Source organism: Enterococcus sp. DIV0183 (assembly GCF_050541505.1).
In the GTDB taxonomy this organism is placed as follows: Bacteria; Bacillota; Bacilli; order Lactobacillales; family Enterococcaceae; genus Enterococcus; species Enterococcus faecalis.
Window position 1 is genome coordinate 2679226 of the sequence record NZ_CP172932.1, and the last position, 17963, is coordinate 2697188.

The window sequence follows — 17963 nt, forward strand, 5'->3', positions numbered from 1 at the left end:
AGCCGCAAGGAGCATGCTCCTTACGGCTTTTTAGGGTTTATTTATTGATGTTTTTCATCGCATCTTCAGCAGCCATTTGTGCTTCAATGTCTGAAATACTATAAACGTTTTCGCTAGCTACGCCAACTTCTTTTGGTTCCATGTTACGGTAACGAGCCATACCAGTACCAGCTGGGATGATTTTACCAATGATAACATTTTCTTTCAATCCAAGTAATGGATCTTTTTTGCCACGGATAGCAGCATCTGTTAACACGCGTGTTGTTTCTTGGAAGGATGCAGCAGATAAGAAGCTGTTTGTTTCCAATGACGCTTTGGTAATACCAAGTAAGACTGGACGACTAGTAGCAGGGACGCCACCAGCAACTAATGTGTCGTAGTTACGGTCTTTAAATTCTGCGATGTCCATTAATGTTCCTGGAAGGATTTCAGTGTCACCTGGATCCATTACGCGGATTTTACGTAACATTTGACGAACCATTACTTCGATATGTTTGTCGCCAATTTCTACCCCTTGCATACGGTAAACACGTTGTACTTCACGTAATAGGTAGTTTTCAACAGATAAAACATCACGAACTTGTAATAATTGTTTTGGATCAATTGAACCTTCTGTCAACGGTGCACCACGGTGGATGATGTCGCCTTCAGCAACTTTCATACGTGCAGTGTAAGGGACAGTATAGGTACGTGTATCTGTTTTTCCTTTGATGGTTACTTCTTTTTGACGTGTGGCAGGATCTTCAGAAATATCGATAACTTCACCGGTTACTTCTGTAATCACTGCTTGCCCTTTCGGATTACGTGCTTCAAAGATTTCTTGGATACGAGGTAAACCTTGAGTGATATCGTCACCGGCAACCCCACCGGTATGGAACGTACGCATGGTTAACTGTGTACCAGGTTCCCCGATTGATTGAGCGGCGATTGTACCAACTGCTTCTCCGACTTCAACGTCAGAACCAGTTGCAAGGTTACGTCCGTAACAGTGCTTACATACACCATGTTTTGTGTTACATGTAAAGACAGAACGGATGGTTACTTTTTCAATACCAGCGTCCACGATTTCTCTTGCAAGATCTTCAGTGATTAATTGATCCGCACCAATGATGATTGCACCAGTTTCTGGATGAACAACTGATTTACGTGTATAACGACCTAATAGACGTTCGTCTAATGGTTCGATAATTTCGTTACCTTCACGAATTGCTTCGATTTCAAGACCACGGTCAGTGCCACAGTCGTCTTCACGAATGATTACGTCTTGGGCAACGTCAACTAAACGACGTGTTAAGTAACCTGAATCGGCTGTCTTCAAGGCCGTATCGGTCATCCCTTTACGAGCTCCGTGAGTTGAGATAAACATTTCTAAGACAGAAAGTCCTTCACGGAAGTTTGAGATGATTGGTAATTCCATGATTCGTCCATTCGGAGCGGCCATCAAACCACGCATACCAGCTAACTGTGTAAAGTTGGAGATGTTACCACGGGCTCCAGAGTCAGACATCATGAAGATTGGGTTACGAGCTTCCATACTTTCGATCAGTTTTTGTTGGATTTCGTCTTTGGCACCGTTCCAAACGCCGATTACACGTTCATAACGTTCGTCATCAGTAATTAAACCACGACGGAATTGTTTAGTAATTGTTTCAACTTGTTTGTGGGCAGCGTCAATGATTGCTTGTTTTTCATGAAGAACCATGATATCGGCAATCCCTACCGTCATCCCAGCATAAGTTGAGTGTTTGTAACCTAAGTCTTTCATGCGGTCAAGCATTTTAGAGGTTTCCGTAATGTGGAATCTCTTGAAGACTTCAGCAATGATATTTCCAAGATTTTTCTTCTTGAATGGTAAAACTAATTCTTGCTCTTTAATGTGTGCAGGAATGTCTGTACCAGCTTCTACGAAGTATTTATCTGGTGTTTGAACAGTTAAGTTATAGTCTGTTGGTTCGTTCAAGTAAGGGAACTCAACAGGCATGATTTCGTTAAAGATGATCTTACCAACTGTGGTGATTAAGATTCGTTCTTTTTGCCAATCAGTAAATGGTTTGTCACCTAAAAGTGTTGTTTGAACCCCAATCCGTGAGTGTAAATGCACGTAGCCATTTTGCCATGCTAAAACAGCTTCGTTCATGTCGCGGAAGATCATGCCTTCCCCTTCACGGCCTTCTTCTTCCATTGTTAGGTAGTAGTTACCTAAGACCATATCTTGAGATGGTGTAACAACTGGTTTACCATCTTTCGGGTTCAAGATATTTTGAGCAGCAAGCATTAACATACGAGCTTCTGCTTGTGCTTCTTCATTTAGAGGCACGTGAACCGCCATTTGGTCTCCATCGAAATCGGCATTGTAGGCTTCACAAACTAATGGGTGAAGACGAATCGCACGACCTTCAACAAGAACAGGTTCGAAAGCTTGGATCCCTAATCTATGCAACGTAGGTGCCCGGTTAAGTAAAACTGGGTGTTCTTGGATAACTTCTTCTAAGATATCCCAAACTTCATCTTCGCCACGTTCGATTTTACGTTTCGCATTTTTAATGTTTGTCGCAATTTCACGTTGTACTAATTCACGCATTACAAATGGTTTGAATAATTCAATCGCCATTTCTTTTGGTAAACCACATTGGTACATTTTTAAGAACGGACCAACGACGATTACGGAACGACCAGAATAGTCAACACGTTTACCTAGTAAGTTTTGACGGAAACGACCTTGTTTCCCTTTCAACATGTGAGAAAGAGATTTCAATGGACGGTTACCTGGCCCAGTAACTGGACGGCCACGACGACCATTATCGATTAAAGCATCGACCGCTTCTTGTAACATCCGTTTTTCGTTTTGAACAATGATGCTTGGCGCATTTAAGTCTAATAAACGTTTTAGACGGTTGTTACGGTTGATAACACGGCGGTATAAGTCGTTTAAGTCACTTGTTGCAAAACGACCACCTTCCAATTGAACCATCGGACGTAAATCTGGTGGAATAACTGGGATAACATCCATTACCATCCAGCTTGGTTGGTTACCAGAAGCACGGAAGGCTTCTAAGATGTCTAAACGACGGATGGCACGTGTCCGTTTTTGACCAGAAGCTGTTTTCAATTCTTCTTTTAATTGCGCAACTTCGCCATCTAAATCGACGTTATCTAATAATTGTTTCACGGCTTCGGCACCCATAGCAGCTTTGAAGGCTTGGCCATATTGTTCACGTTTTTCACGATATTCGCGTTCCGTTAACAATTGTTTTTTCTCTAATGTTGTGTCACCTGGTTCGATGACAACGTATGAAGCAAAATAAATGACTTCTTCCAATGCACGAGGGCTCATGTCTAAAACAAGACCCATTCGAGATGGAATTCCTTTAAAGTACCAGATATGTGAAACTGGTGCGGCTAATTCAATATGTCCCATACGTTCACGACGTACTTTTGAACGAGTGACTTCAACGCCACAACGGTCACAGACAATACCTTTATAACGGATACGTTTATATTTACCACAAGCACATTCCCAGTCTTTGGTTGGACCAAAAATGCGTTCACAGAATAACCCTTCACGTTCGGGTTTTAATGTACGGTAGTTAATTGTTTCGGGTTTTTTAACTTCCCCATAAGACCAGCTTCTGATCTTTTCTGGTGAAGCAAGCCCTATTTGCATACTTTCGAATTTATTTACATCGATCAAAAGGAATTCCCTCCATTTCCTTATTTAGAGAAGCTGAGTCAGCAACTTGTTAGCAAATGGCAAGCATCACTTGAAAGAAGGTCTGACGACACTTGGAACAAGTAATGGCTTGCGCAGTTGCAACAAAGTCGCAGTTGAATCAACTCATCAGAGTGGTAGCGACAAATTAGTCTCTGTCTTCGGCTGTTTCAATTTCTTGAACAACGTCTTGTGCTTCTTCTTTCACGACTGATTCTGCTTCTTTTTCCAGCTGTTTCGCTGATTGTTGTTCCGCAAATTTGGTTAGTGCGTCAACGGTGATTAAATCATCATCGTCATCGTCCATATCGCGTAACTCAATCTCAGCTTCCTCAATGTCCAAGACACGCATGTCTAAACCAAGTGATTGTAATTCTTTCACTAATACTCGGAATGATTCAGGCACACCTGGTTTTGGAATTGGTTCACCTTTAACGATGGCTTCGTATGTTTTCACACGTCCGACAACGTCATCAGATTTGTAAGTTAAGATTTCTTGTAATGTGTAAGCAGCACCGTAAGCTTCCAGTGCCCAAACTTCCATTTCCCCGAAACGTTGTCCACCGAATTGAGCTTTACCACCCAACGGTTGTTGCGTAACAAGAGAGTAAGGTCCGATTGAACGAGCATGCAATTTGTCATCAACCATGTGGGCTAATTTAATCATATACATGACACCAACGGAAATGCGGTTATCAAATGGTTCACCTGTACGTCCATCGTAAAGAACTGTTTTAGCATCGCTAGCCATACCAGCTTCACGAACAGTTTCCCAAACGTCTTCATCGGTTGCCCCATCGAAAACAGGTGTTGCGACGTGAATACCTAATTGGCGAGCAGCCATACCTAAGTGTAATTCAAGTACTTGTCCGATATTCATACGAGAAGGTACCCCTAATGGGTTCAACATGATATCAACAGGTGTTCCGTCAGGTAAGAATGGCATATCTTCTTCCGGCATAATACGGGAAACAACCCCTTTATTTCCGTGACGTCCCGCCATTTTATCTCCTTCGTGAATTTTACGTTTTTGAACGATATAGACACGAACTAACATGTTGACACCTGGTGATAATTCATCGCCAGCTTCACGAGTAAAGATTTTCACATCATGAACGATACCGCCGCCACCGTGAGGTACACGGAGAGACGTATCACGAACTTCGCGGGCTTTTTCCCCGAAGATTGCGTGTAATAAACGTTCTTCTGCAGATAATTCTGTGACCCCTTTAGGTGTGACTTTCCCAACTAGTAAGTCGCCATCTTGAACTTCAGCACCAATGCGGATAATCCCCATTTCGTCTAAGTCTTTCAACGCGTCTTCCCCAACGTTTGGAATTTCACGGGTAATTTCTTCAGGTCCTAATTTTGTATCACGTGCTTCTGATTCATATTCTTCAATATGCACAGAAGTGTAGACATCGTCTTTAACTAAACGACGGCTCATGATAATGGCATCCTCGTAGTTGTAACCTTCCCATGTCATGAAGGCAACTAAGACGTTTTGCCCTAAAGCCATTTCGCCTTCTTCCATAGAAGGTCCATCCGCTAAAGTATCGCCTTTTTCAACTTTTTCACCTAAGTGAACAATTGGGCGTTGGTTGTAGCTTGTTCCTGAGTTAGAACGACGGAATTTTGTAACCATATATTTGTCTAATGCGCCATTGTCGCGACGAACGCGAATTTCTTTTGCATCGACGAATTCTACGACACCGTCATGTTTACATAGTAAAGCAGCACCTGAGTCATGGGCTGATTTATATTCCATACCTGTACCTACCCACGGAGAGCGTGGTTGAATTAACGGCACCGCTTGACGCTGCATGTTGGCACCCATCAAGGCACGGTTGGAGTCATCGTTTTCTAAGAAAGGAATACATGCTGTTGCGACTGCGACTACTTGTTTTGGTGAAACGTCCATGTAGTCAACTTTGTCTACGGCAACTTCTAAGTTTTCACTTTGTAGACGCGCCATAACAACATCATTGGCAAATGTGCCATCTTCATTTAAAAGTGAGTTCGCTTGCGCTACGATATAATGGTCTTCGATGTCTGCTGTTAAGTAATCTACTTGATCAGTAACACGGCCTGTCGCACGATCAACACGGCGATAAGGCGTTTCGATGAAACCAAATTTATTCACTTTCGCATAACTAGATAAGCTATTGATCAACCCGATATTTGGTCCCTCAGGCGTTTCAATTGGACACATACGACCATAGTGAGAGTAGTGAACGTCACGAACTTCATAACCGGCACGGTCACGAGTCAAACCACCAGGCCCTAAGGCTGATAGACGACGTTTATGGGTTAACTCACCTAATGGGTTTGTTTGGTCCATGAACTGTGATAACTGTGAAGAACCAAAGAATTCTTTGATACTTGCTACCACTGGACGGATGTTGATTAATTGTTGTGGTGTCAATGTTTCTGTGTCTTGAATAGACATTCTTTCACGAACCACACGTTCCATACGGGCTAAACCAATACGGAATTGGTTTTGTAATAATTCGCCTACTGAACGGATACGACGATTACCTAAGTGGTCGATGTCATCGACATTGCCGATATCTTCCATTAAGTTGAAGAAGTAGCTCATTGAAGCAACGATATCTGCTGGACGAACTGTTTTTACGCTGTCGTCTGGATAGCCGTTACCAATCACATTTACGATACGTTCAGGATCTTTTGGTGAAAGAACTTGAATCACTTGGATTGTCATTGGTTCAGTTACTACCGCATCTTCACTTGGATAGTAAGTTACGCTGTTTAAGCCGTTGTCAATGTATTCGCCTAATGTTTCCATGATTTGGTGTGTTAAAACCGTGCCTTTTTCGACAATGATTTCACCAGTTTCTGGATCAACTAGCGTTTCAGCTAAGGTTAAGTTTAATAGACGTGTTTTTAAGTCTAATTTTTTGTTAACTTTGTAGCGACCAACGTTTGCCAAATCATAACGTTTTGGATCAAAGAAACGTGCAGTTAACAAGCTACGTGAGCTATCTGCTGTTTTTGGTTCGCCTGGGCGAAGACGTTCATAAATGTCTTTCAAGCCTTCTTCTGTACGAGAATCACTTGCGTTTTTGTGTAAATCTTTTTCAATTGTGTTGCGTAAGCTTTCGCTGTCGCCGAAAATTTCGAAGATGGTATCATCTGAACCGAAACCTAAAGCACGAACTAACACAGTTAAGGGAATTTTACGTGTGCGGTCAATCCGAACATAAGAAATGTCTTTCGCATCTGTTTCCATTTCTAACCATGCACCACGGTTAGGAATGACTGTTGAGCCAAAACCTTCTTTGCCGTTTTTGTCCACTTTTCCATGGAAGTAAACACCTGGAGAACGAACTAATTGGGAAACGATAACACGTTCTGCCCCGTTGATGATGAAGGTACCCATTTCTGTCATTAATGGGAAATCGCCGAAGAAGACTTCTTGGGATTTAATTTCACCTGTTTCACGGTTGGTTAAACGTAATGTTACATGTAATGGCGCAGAATAGTTGGCATCATGTGCGCGGGCTTCTTCTACTGTGTACTTTGGTTCTTTTAATTCATAGTCAACAAATTCTAAGGATAAGTTTCCTTGGAAATCATCAATTGGTAAAATGTCTTCAAACATTTCACGAAGTCCCTCATCTAAAAACCATTGATAAGAGTCTGTTTGGATTTCAATTAAATTTGGTAATTCCAATACTTCACTGATACGTGCGAAACTTCTACGTTCGCGATGCTTTCCGTATTTTACTACGTGTCCAGCCAAGCTCTTCACCCCTCTAGTTATAAGTCTATCAAAACACCGATCCGAAAAATTACATTTACGTTACATATATTAAATATATGTAACAAAAAGCATTTTTTGCAGTTTTTAAGCAAAAAAAAACCAAAAATAGAACATGCTTCCGAAAAATTTTCTGGCGTTTCTACTTTTGTTTTCCTATAAAAAACCGGAACGGACAATATTTCGCTCCTGCTTCGTCACTTTCAGATAGTTTTTGCTCTATAGATTCTACTACCTTTGTCCAGAAAAGTCAAGGGTTTCTTTAAGGTTTTCTTTTTCATAAAAAGGAGTTTTTTTGTAAAGGGTTTAAATGAAAAAAGGCGTAATAAATAATTACGCCTTTTTTCAACAACTAGAAAATATATTCAATTATTTGGTCAATTTTCGCCATATCTTTTAATGGCAAATGCTCAATTTGACTTAATTTTCTTTCAGTGAAGTCCAAAGATTTCAGTTGTGAGATCACTACTTGTCCATGGGTTTCTATGTCATCGGGCAACGTATATCGCGTGGGAATATTTTTAATGGTGGAAGTAATCGGGCAAATCACAGCAAACATGGTTTTCCGATTAAATTCATATCTTGACACGACTAAACCAGGCCGTCTCTTCTGAATCTCTTTGCCTGCAGCAGGATCAAAATCAATCCATACAATATCTCCTTTTTTGGGAATGTACTTCTTTTCAACATTCATTAAAAAAGTTCTCTCCCCTCAGGTGCAAGATCATGCCACTCATCTTTTTCATAATACTCACCTTCTGGACCTTCACTAAATGGATCCTGAATTTTAGGGACTAATGTAATTGTACCGTCGTCAGAATACATCACAATATATTCTTGGTCGACTTTTGGTTTTTTACCATTATCAGTGGGTAAAGTTAAAACGACCGAGCTTCCTTGTCTTCTTGATTTAGTTGTTAGCATGAAATCACTCCCTTCGCTTCATTATACTATGCCTTTGCAATGATGGAAAGAATTTTAAATCACACTTAATGTGACTGAGTTTACTGTATAATGCGTGTGGGACAAAGATCACTTTGGATTTTTGCTCCACGCTCAAAAACTGATAAACGGCGGGAACAGAAGCAACACTACGCGTTGCTCCGATCTCAACAACTTCTAAGGTGTTTTCTCGACATGCGTCTCGTCACAGTACAGCCTTCAAAAGAGCTACAGCTCTAAGAGTTGCGATGTTTCACTGTGAAGCATGAACAGATGAAATCATCGTACCTACTTGGTTCTCGGAGTTAAACGCTTCTGGCCCGACCTCCTTTTCCCCTATCTTCCTCTTCACACAAAAAAACGAATGCAAAGATGCATTCGTTTTTGACTAACCGCCACCTAATAAAAAGTCTAGGACATTCATGCCGCCGCTTGTTTGGCTGCGGTAAAGTTCGGTGTAGCCGCATTGGGTACAGCTAATTGTAATAAATTTTTTATTTTGAACATCAAAAATTTTCGCAAAGTTCCCACCTGTTGCTTGAAATTGGTCCGACACATAGTGCATGTTGCCACATTTCTCACAAACATATTGTTGCTTTTCCATTCCCCTCACTCCTTCTCAATAAAATAAGTATAGCAAACGCCTGCTTCATTTTCCTCCATCCTAAGATGGATTTTTTCACTAGTTGACCAAGCCTTTTCCTTTCCGCTACAATAAGTATAACGAATCGGAGGAAAAAATATGTCGACAAAAAGCCAAGTCCTAACTTTATTGATGAAACAAACGCCCGCATTCCTTTCGGGCGAAGAGATGGCACAAAGTCTGTCCTTATCTCGCACAGCTATTTGGAAAGCGATTAATGAATTGAAAAAAGATGGCTATCAAATTACTAGCGTGCAAAATAAGGGGTATCGCCTTGAAAAATCAGATGTCCTTTCTGCAGAAGGCATTCAGTTGGCGTTATGGTCACAAACACCGCCTTTAACAATTACCGTCCTAGAAACATCTGAATCTACCATGACCGATGCTAAGCGGGCGATTTTAGACCAGACGCCCGACAATACTTTGATTGTTGCTGACATGCAAGAAATGCCGCGGGGCAGGTTCGGCCGGCCGTTTTTCGCTACGCCAGGTAAAGGGATTTACATGAGCATGGTGCTTCAACCGAACCAAAATTTTGAAGAAATCGCCCAATATACTGTGATTATGGCCGTAGCGGTCGCTCGAGCAATGGATGCTCTGGCAGGCGTTCAAACAGAAATTAAATGGGTCAACGATCTTTATTTAAACGGCAAAAAAGTTTGCGGGATTTTGTCGGAAGCCATGAGCAATGTGGAAACAGGGCAGATTTCTAATGTTATCATCGGCATGGGAATTAATTTTTCAATTACAGAAACCGAATTTCCTGAGGACATTCGGCAGAAAGTGACTTCTCTTTTCCCAGATGGTGAACCGACGGCGACGCGAAATGAATTAGTCGCCAACATTTGGAATCATTTTTATCAAATTTTAGACGAACGTTCAACGAAAGACTTTTTAGAAGAATACCGACAACGCTCCTTTGTGATTGGCAAAGACGTCGCTTTTACCCAAAACGGGCAAGACTTCCGCGGCGTTGCGACAACCATTAATGGAAATGGAGAATTGATTGTCCAGTTGCCTGATGGCACGGCCAAAACGTTGTCTTCTGGGGAAATTAGTTTGGACCAGATTGGTGAATGGCGTCGAGGATAAGTGGGGAAGTTTAGAAAAAGAGCAAGAAAGCATCTGTCTAAATTTAAACAGATGCTTTCTTGCTCTTTAAAAATCAACTTCTTTTTGTGCTAACATTTCGCACAATTCTTTTGGGAAATTCGTATAGGGATTTTCATTGATTTTCATTTCTTCTAAAGGAGACAACCAGTTTTTATTCGTATTCTGAAAAGCAATAGCTACTTTTTCTTCAAGATACTTACATACTTCTGCGCCTTTAAAATTTCGATAACTGTCTTTTAAATGCAGAACTTTCTCTAATCTCCCATATAAATTTTCTCTAGTCATGTATCGATTGACTTCCTCAAAGTGAAGTAATAACCAGAGTTCAAAGCATTCATTTGAAAAAATTGTCTTGATTTCAGGACGATGTCGTTGTGCACATCTTACCGCGTTTTCAATCGATTCTGTGGTTTGTTCGTCCTTGTCATACATAACATAAAACAAATCATAATTGTCTCGCTCCGCTTTTCCCATACTCCGAATACAGGAAACGGCGTATTCGACCAACGCCTCTCCTTGACGTCTACATGTTTTTACTTTGAGTTTACTTTTAATATTGACTGCAGAATATTTTCGTTTAATCAATCTAAGGTAAGCTTCTTCTGTTTCTCCTTCGCAAAAAATCATGACATTTGGTTTTAATTTCTTTCCTTTTTTTACCCTTTTTATTTTTGGCATACCAACTTCTACTCCTTTACCTTCACTGCCTGAACGATTTCACTTCGATCAATATGAGGAACACCACCGAACAGACCATTTAAATAACGGCGATAATATGTGATATCTCCGCGACCTTTTTTTGGGTCTGCTTCAAAGTCATACAAAGCGTATAATTCGCTGGCGCCACGATAATTCTTATCTGTGAAGTAAATTTGATCCTTTCTCAATTGATTATCCATCAAATGAAGTTCATGGGAGGTCAAGATAAATTGTGTATTCGTCTCCATGGCATTGAACGCTTCTAACAATGTTCCTGACAACTCTTGATGAAACGCATCATCAAATTCATCAAAAACAAAAACTTTTTCTTCTGGATTAAATAAAATATTTAGCGCTAAGCCAATTAATTTTTTTGTCCCAGAAGATTCCAAATCATAATGAATACGTTCCTGTCCGACCACTTGATTCATTTCGTCATATTGATTATAAACAGAGTACAGCGAATACAGACTTTTCTTGACTCGACCAATTTCAATGGTCGGGTCTTTTTCTTGGATAATTCGTTCTAAAACAGCGGCTAATTTTTCTTGTTTCGAGTAATCTTCCTCTTTGTCTTTCACAGGAACCAAGTCAACCATGTTCATATCCGCAAGTTTCAAAAAGTTCAAGACTTTCTCTTTGTCTTTTTCATTGCTCAGCCGTTCAATATTCCGTAAAGACCCATCAAAAATAACTAACTGATTGGCAAACCAACGAACGACATTCGTAGCGTGCTGATCATTTTTTGATTCCAACGTATGGATAACTAACGAATTAGACTTAATTTGTGTTTGGTATTCTTGATATTTTTCTGGAAAAACGGAAGATTCCGCACCGTCTCTCTTAAAATAATAAACAAAATCATCCTGCGTTTTGTCATAAATCTCTAAAGATTCCTTAACTACTTCGCGCGCTGTGTTAGCTAACGAATAGCGATACAAGACACTGTCATTAATAAATTCAATGGTCATAACAGATGGGCTCTGTTTAGTGAGAGGGTCTAACGCAAAAGGTTCATATAATAAAGCATCATTAATCGAAGCTTGTTCTCTTAAAACTAATGTTTTTAATGCATTTAACCCACTCACTAAATTTGATTTTCCTGAACCATTTCCCCCAAAAACAATGGCACTCTTCAGTAACCTTAGTTTTTCTGGGTAATTTTTAGGTTTCACTTCGAAACGATTATTGACATACTTTCGTAAATACGCACCTGTTTGTAGGGAAAGTGTTTGTTCCTCTTTAAAAGATAGAAGATTTTTGACTGTAAAATTAACTAGCATGCTGTTCACCTCCTCGTTTTTTCATCTATTCTTTTATTATATCGTTAAAGACTGATACTGTAAAACGTTTTTCCGTTTTTAAAATAAATTTCTCGAAATAACGCTTTTCCCCCACACCTTTAAATTTATTTAAAAAACAATAAATTTTCTTAAACTTCATTGTGAGAACTGCTGCATAAATTCTATACTTCTAGCGTTAGATAAAATAACCTTGTTAGGTGAGGCTCCTATCCAAACATAGGCTATTGCGCAGAAATGTCGAAAGACACCAATGTGTAAAACAGGAATGGTCGAATTAAGGCTCTTCTAAAAATAGCTAAGAGAAATCTTTACGTTGGATAGTGCTAAAGCTCAGACGATGAGAACCGATTGGCTTGCTGTGTCCTGTTTAGTCGCAAGCGCTTATTTACGATCGATGCTGGCTTAGTCTACTCTTTCAAGGGAAAAAGAAAGGGATTCTCATGCAAACATCGAATAAAAAATTTCCACTTTATGCCCTAACAACGCTTGGTTTTACTTTCCTCACTTTGTTAGTGGCGGCTAGTCCAAATTGGTTTCAACAAATGGACGAAGCTATCTATCACATCAAATGGCAATTAAATGCCCCACTTTTAACAGCGGTCAATTTGTTAGCAAAAACAGCCACAATTGGACCAATGCTGCTATTCTTCTTATTATTGATGGTATACCTTTTACGCAAAAAAGAAAAAATCCTAGCCTTTTGGGCTGTCAGTAACCTATTAGCTGTCGGCTTCTTAGGGAGCGTTTTTAAACATGTGGTGGGTCGGGCTCGACCAAACCTAGGCGCTTTAGCTGACCGGAGCTCTGCTAGCTTTCCCAGCGGACATTCATTATTAGCAATGGCGCTAGTCTGTACGATTTTGATCATTTTGGCCTATCTTCATGTCGAAAAAACCAAAGGCATCAAAATTTTCTTACTCACTTATTTAGTTTTGATTGTGTTAGGTCGCTTAATCTTACGCGTTCATTATCCTAGTGATGTCATCGCTGGGATGCTCCTAAGTTATAGCTGGATCAACTTTTCATTTCAAATTGTTCAACGTTATTTGCCGGCACCTGAACCAGAGGAAGCAGAAGTACCGACACAACGCCGGCGCCGCCATTCTCGTAAAAGAAAAAGCTTATTCGTGGTCTTCAGTTTAACCCTTTTATTTTTAGGCACACTTTCTGTTTCAGCTTACGGCGTCAGCATGTATCGTAATTTGCAAAAAACGGCGAACACCATGTATAAACCAAGAAAATCTTCCACGAAGAGTCCCGATTTAGCCAAAGGTGAGCCGGTTAGTTTCTTAATTATGGGAATTGCGAATGACTCAAAACGCAAAACCGATTACCGCTCCAACGCCTTAATGGTGGTCACAGTGAATAATCAATTACAAAAAACTACCATCACCAGCATCCCGCGCGACTACTATGTGGAAATGGCTGGCACCAATGGCGAATACAATAAAATCAATGCGGCCCACGTTTTCGGTGGTGCCGATATGCAAATTAAAACGGTTGAAAATGTCTTGCACATCCCAATCAATCATTACTTTTCAATTGATATGGATGCTATGAAGGACCTTGGCGATGCGGTGGGCGGCGTCACTGTTGACAACGCCTTTGCTTTTGACGCTGAAGGGATTCATTATCCGAAAGGCAAACAGCATTTAGGGGGCTGGGAAGCTTTACAATACGCGCGCATGCGTTACGAAGACCCTGAAGGCGACTATGGTCGTCAACGCCGCCAACGAGAAGTTTTAATCGAATTAACCAACAAACTACTTTCTTTTAACAGCTTGCTAAAATATCAAGAAATTCTGGACGTAATCGGCGAACATGGCGAAACCGACTTATCCTTTGACCAAATGATGGCAATGCTAAAAAAATACACCCCCGCACTAAAAACGATTGAAACCGATCAATTAAAAGGCTACGATTACACTGGCGATGGCGTGACAGGGATTGAAGGTATTTCTTATCAACTTGTGGAAGAGAGTGAACGCCAACGTGTCGAAAATGCTATTAAAGAACAAATGAACCTCTCTACAAAAGACACTGAACAATCGCAATAACGACTAAAAAGCAGCGCCCCTTAATGAAAGGGGCGCTGCTTACTTTGGCTAGTTAGACGGTCATTTCAAAAATATTAATTTTTGTCACCGTTAGTAACGGCTCTACATCAGAGAGGTATGTTGGCGCATAGCTCTCTTTTCATTGCTATTATAGCACAATTACCTAAAAAAATATATTGGAAACTAATTATTTTTTTAGCCCTACATGGTATAATCTAAGTGTAGAGAAGTTATGGCGGCGGCAAGCGCACAGGAACATGCGCTTTGCGACGAGAATCGCAACAAAGTGAGAAGCGTAGGAGCAGAGACTTTCCCTTTCGGTGGTGGTGCTTATGAATGTAAGTACTAAAATCTATGAAAGGAGAGGCCTTTTGTCTATCGCAGAAGCTTTAGCTCTGATGATTAGTTTCGGTTCTTTTATCGCAACGTTAATCTTCGGAATCCTAGAGGCTGTTAAAGAAGACAATAAAAAATAACCGTCAACTTTAGCGAGCACGGTTATTTTTTATAAATCACTAAAAATCGCTACCGTCTGAAACGGCTCTACACTAGAGAGGTATGTTGGCGCATACCTCTCTTTTCATTACCATTATAGCACAACGACCCTCAAAAGACCATCAATAAAAATGCACGAGCCTTAGAAAAATAAGAGGCTCGGGCATTTTTATTTTTATGGGCCAGTCACTAAATTCCAAGTGACGGCGGCTTGGTATTGTTGGCCAGACATGCCTTGATTGGCGGGCACTTCTAGTTTGATGTTAGCAAACGTGAAGTCCAACTGATAAACGTCACTACCTGTGAACTGTTGGTTCGCGACCACCGCTGTTGCGGTATTGTCGGCGGTTAAATTCACGGTACCAGTCTTGCCAAGCGGTGTCTTGGTTTCTGTTGGTTGGTTGTAATCGGTAAAGCTGGCAGCAGCGGCCGTTCCTAGCAACAAGCGGGTCGTTGTCGGCAAGCTGTCTGTCGCTGATTTCGGTTGCGACAGTTGCGCTGTTAGGCTCCAATTCGGTTGGGTTTTCTTGATCCGCAGATAGGGATTGCGTGTGCCGTTACCATAGTAATCAGCGGCTTTTTTCAGACCATGCTGTTGCGTGCTTCCCGCTACCCCAACTTGACCAAAATTGAAGGTTGGAACACTGATGAAGCCTTCTCCAGTCGGTTCCTTTGTTTCTTGATCTAAATCTTTAATCCGGACCGTATCTGAGGCAGTCAGTTTGTTGAAGTTCCCTGTGACTTCCACAGCGGCTTTTAGCACTTGGTTTGGTTGTCCAGTAACTTTTGTTCCTAGGAGATTAATCGTTAGTTGGCCGCCAACAGGAAGACTACTGTCTAAAGGAATCTCAAAACCTGCTTCCCACTGCTCTTTCGTGATTGGTCGAACTTTCGTATTTTGACCAGTACCTAAAATAAATAGTTCCGTGGGCGTACTAATTCCAGCCGCCCAGTCAGTGGTTGGTTTAATCTTAACTGAAGTTAAAGGTGCTTCTCCAGTATTTTTTAAGAGCACTTCCCAATATTCCATGGCTGCGCCATTGTCAATGACATCGACTGCACCACGCATCGTTAAGTTAGCGCTGATGCTTGCTTCTTTGTAGACTGCCGTCATGTCGTCATTGCCATCAAAAGTTGTATTGTATGTTGGCGTAGTGCTGGTTGTTAAAGTGTTAGGCTTCGTTTTACCTTTGTACCAGCCTTGGAAAATGTAAGTTTTACCACCTGTTGTATAACTAGCTGGTAAGGCTCTTGCGCTCGTATACTTGAAAGTGTTGCTCGTCATGGGAATCTGGTTCCCCTGCGTGAAGCCTGTTGGTGGCGTGATTTTAGTGCCGTTGGTGTCCACGAAGTTTTCGGTGACTTGTTTACGGGTGACTGTGTAGACTAATTTGGATGCATTTACTGGATTTCCACTAAAAAGATTCATGGTAATTAGAGGCTTACCTCCGTCACTCGCATAACCCATCAATGTATTGAATACTCCACTACTTTCCTTTGAAAAATATACTCCATCTGTATCAAAGCCTAATAAGGCGATATTTCCAGCACTCAGGTTATATTCTGTTGGCACTTGATTAGGATCTATAATTGTGGCGCTACCACTGGTATAGTTATAGCCATACATTTTCATAACACTTTTCACCGTATCTAATTCAATACTATTGACATATTTTAATTGTTGATTGATCGCTAGTTTATCTAGAGAAAAATTAAGTCTGTTCGTACCATTAATTGGTTTGTCATTCCCATAAACTCGCAATAGCTCTGGTGATAATGGCATCGTACCATTGTTAAGACTTAGTGTGTATTGTCCGCTACCTTTGCTTTTGGAGGTTAAATCGTACAAATCTGTATAAAGCCTATCACTCGTTCTTTGCACACGATATTTACCGCTAAAAGTTAACGCTGGCGTGAAGCCAACCCCTTTTTCGTCTACAAAGTTTACATCTAATGATGGATACAACGTTGTGACTGTCTCTTCCTCATACACCACCGTCAAATCGTCATTCCCATCATAGGTCACCGCATAGCTTGGCGCTTTGGTCGTGGTCAAGGTATTTGGCTTGGTTTTGCCTTTGTACCAACCTTTAAATTTGTAGGTTTTGCCGTTGCTTGCTTTGTAAGTGTCTGGTAAGGTGCCAGCTTGTTTGAAGGTGAAAGCATTGCTGGTCATTGGTGTTTTCTTGTTTTGGGTAAAACCTGTTGGCGGCGTGATAGCTACGCCGTTAGTATCTACGAACTTTTCGGTGACTTGTTTCCGAGTGACTACGTAATTAAGTGTTTCTCGGTACGTTGCAGTGCCATCAAAACCTATTAATATTGGTCCACGTTCTACAGAATCTGTGCGCAGCATCGTTAATACGTCAGTAATTTCTGGAGCCAAAGCTAATGAATTTAGAGAAAAGATATTTGCACTATTTTTAGAAAATATTCTATCCCTCTGAGTCAAATTCTGTTTAACATAATTACCAAATTGAGCTGCTTCAGATGTTTGTTGCACACTGTATCTGGTCATGTTTATACTACCAGGCGGGGCAACAATACTGTCGACATACTTTAACGTGTTATCAATCTTTAATTGTTCAATTGCGTACAAATTATGAGTGTAACCTGCTGGTAAATTTGTGAGAAAATCGTACGGCATAGGAATCGTTGCATTGACTGCTACTCGATATTGACCACCGCCTGCATTAGAAGAAACAATTGGATATCTATCAGCGTATGGTCGCCACTGACTAGTTGCCGTGTGGCGAGCTAATTTATAATACGTCCCTGATAACGTTAAGTTTTCATCAGCAAAAGCTTTTCCTGTTTCATCAGTAAAGCCAAAGATCATTCTCGGATAAATCACTTGATCATTCGGCACCCAACGTGGCGAAATGCTCTTTTGTCGGTCATTTTCACTACTATTTTCTGGTACTGATTCTGTTGTTTCAGTTTTCACCTCTGGTATTTCTGCTTGTTTCTCTGTTTCCTGTGTTCCTTCTTCCCGACTCGTTTCAGTCGTTTCTTGACTGCTTTCCGTACTTTCTTGCGTTGCGCTACTTGCTACTGTCGGACTACTTTCACTCGTGACTGTTTCCGCAACTGCGGTCGCGCCAGAAAAGGCGTTAATCACTAAAGAACTACACAAGCCAATGGTTGCTAAGCGTTGCCAGTTAATTCTCTTCATGTCGTCCCTTCTTTCTATGTACCATTTTGATTCATGCTATTCTCT

The 17963-nt window shown here is 40.9% G+C and carries 11 protein-coding genes and 1 riboswitch; of the genes, 3 read left to right on the forward strand and 8 right to left on the reverse strand.

Translation table 11 applies throughout. From position 1 onward, the window contains the following. Window positions 1–37: 37 nt before the first annotated feature. From rpoC to IGK72_RS12955, 5 genes are all read right to left on the reverse strand, one after another. Entirely contained in the window at window positions 38–3691 is a 3654-nt protein-coding gene (rpoC, locus tag IGK72_RS12935; RefSeq protein WP_002354777.1) for a DNA-directed RNA polymerase subunit beta', read from the reverse strand. Window positions 3692–3857: 166 nt separating this feature from the next. Continuing rightward, a complete protein-coding gene (gene rpoB / locus IGK72_RS12940) occupies window positions 3858–7472 on the reverse strand; it encodes a DNA-directed RNA polymerase subunit beta (protein WP_002389470.1) in 3615 nt (1204 codons plus the stop codon). 370 nt (window positions 7473–7842) lie between these two features. After that, entirely contained in the window at window positions 7843–8184 is a 342-nt protein-coding gene (locus tag IGK72_RS12945) for a type II toxin-antitoxin system PemK/MazF family toxin (RefSeq protein WP_002360937.1), read from the reverse strand. Continuing rightward, on the reverse strand, window positions 8184–8414 hold the full coding sequence (mazE, locus tag IGK72_RS12950; RefSeq protein ID WP_002354773.1) for a type II toxin-antitoxin system PemI/MazE family antitoxin: 231 nt from the start codon (window positions 8412–8414) through the stop codon (window positions 8184–8186). The genes IGK72_RS12945 and mazE overlap by 1 nt, the downstream gene beginning before the upstream one ends. Window positions 8415–8820: 406 nt before the next feature. Continuing rightward, the gene (locus IGK72_RS12955; RefSeq protein WP_002354768.1) at window positions 8821–9036 is read right to left on the reverse strand and encodes a zinc ribbon domain-containing protein; all 216 of its coding nucleotides are present in this window, start codon (window positions 9034–9036) and stop codon (window positions 8821–8823) included. A 138-nt stretch (window positions 9037–9174) separates the two neighbouring features. Here IGK72_RS12955 and IGK72_RS12960 point away from each other — a divergent pair, with 138 nt between their 5' ends. Next, window positions 9175–10167, forward strand: a complete 993-nt coding sequence (locus IGK72_RS12960) for a biotin--[acetyl-CoA-carboxylase] ligase (protein ID WP_023894581.1) — start codon at window positions 9175–9177, stop codon at window positions 10165–10167. Between the two features lie 66 nt (window positions 10168–10233). On the opposite strand, the gene IGK72_RS12965 is transcribed toward IGK72_RS12960, so the two are convergent. Beyond that, window positions 10234–10866: an RloB family protein gene (locus tag IGK72_RS12965; RefSeq protein ID WP_002358972.1), complete on the reverse strand. Its 633-nt coding sequence runs from the start codon at window positions 10864–10866 to the stop codon at window positions 10234–10236. 8 nt (window positions 10867–10874) lie between these two features. Further along, the gene (locus IGK72_RS12970) at window positions 10875–12170 is read right to left on the reverse strand and encodes an AAA family ATPase (protein ID WP_010820355.1); all 1296 of its coding nucleotides are present in this window, start codon (window positions 12168–12170) and stop codon (window positions 10875–10877) included. 203 nt (window positions 12171–12373) lie between these two features. Then, a riboswitch (M-box (ykoK) riboswitch) is annotated at window positions 12374–12540 on the forward strand. A 91-nt stretch (window positions 12541–12631) separates the two neighbouring features. Between IGK72_RS12970 and IGK72_RS12975 the strand changes: the two genes are divergently transcribed. Together IGK72_RS12975 and IGK72_RS12980 are read left to right on the forward strand one after the other, a co-directional pair. Beyond that, window positions 12632–14248: a phosphatase PAP2/LCP family protein gene (locus IGK72_RS12975; protein WP_002372620.1), complete on the forward strand. Its 1617-nt coding sequence runs from the start codon at window positions 12632–12634 to the stop codon at window positions 14246–14248. Window positions 14249–14580: 332 nt separating this feature from the next. Continuing rightward, window positions 14581–14724, forward strand: a complete 144-nt coding sequence (locus tag IGK72_RS12980) for a putative holin-like toxin (RefSeq protein WP_002396786.1) — start codon at window positions 14581–14583, stop codon at window positions 14722–14724. 194 nt (window positions 14725–14918) lie between these two features. Here IGK72_RS12980 and IGK72_RS12985 read toward each other — a convergent pair whose 3' ends face one another. Then, window positions 14919–17918, reverse strand: coding sequence for a WxL domain-containing protein (locus tag IGK72_RS12985; RefSeq protein WP_430608845.1), 3000 nt, complete (start codon window positions 17916–17918; stop codon window positions 14919–14921). Between the last annotated feature and the right edge of the window lie 45 nt (window positions 17919–17963).

What these genes read in the sequence shown, in the direction of transcription:
- mazE (WP_002354773.1), bottom strand. Translation starts at nt 8,414, where the DNA reads ATGCTAACAACTAAATCAAGAAGACAAGGAAGCTCGGTCGTTTTAACT.
- IGK72_RS12965 (WP_002358972.1), bottom strand. Translation starts at nt 10,866, where the DNA reads ATGCCAAAAATAAAAAGGGTAAAAAAAGGAAAGAAATTAAAACCAAAT.
- IGK72_RS12975 (WP_002372620.1), top strand. Translation starts at nt 12,632, where the DNA reads ATGCAAACATCGAATAAAAAATTTCCACTTTATGCCCTAACAACGCTT.
- IGK72_RS12945 (WP_002360937.1), bottom strand. Translation starts at nt 8,184, where the DNA reads ATGAATGTTGAAAAGAAGTACATTCCCAAAAAAGGAGATATTGTATGG.
- IGK72_RS12980 (WP_002396786.1), top strand. Translation starts at nt 14,581, where the DNA reads ATGAATGTAAGTACTAAAATCTATGAAAGGAGAGGCCTTTTGTCTATC.
- IGK72_RS12985 (WP_430608845.1), bottom strand. Translation starts at nt 17,918, where the DNA reads ATGAAGAGAATTAACTGGCAACGCTTAGCAACCATTGGCTTGTGTAGT.
- IGK72_RS12970 (WP_010820355.1), bottom strand. Translation starts at nt 12,170, where the DNA reads ATGCTAGTTAATTTTACAGTCAAAAATCTTCTATCTTTTAAAGAGGAA.
- IGK72_RS12960 (WP_023894581.1), top strand. Translation starts at nt 9,175, where the DNA reads ATGTCGACAAAAAGCCAAGTCCTAACTTTATTGATGAAACAAACGCCC.
- IGK72_RS12955 (WP_002354768.1), bottom strand. Translation starts at nt 9,036, where the DNA reads ATGGAAAAGCAACAATATGTTTGTGAGAAATGTGGCAACATGCACTAT.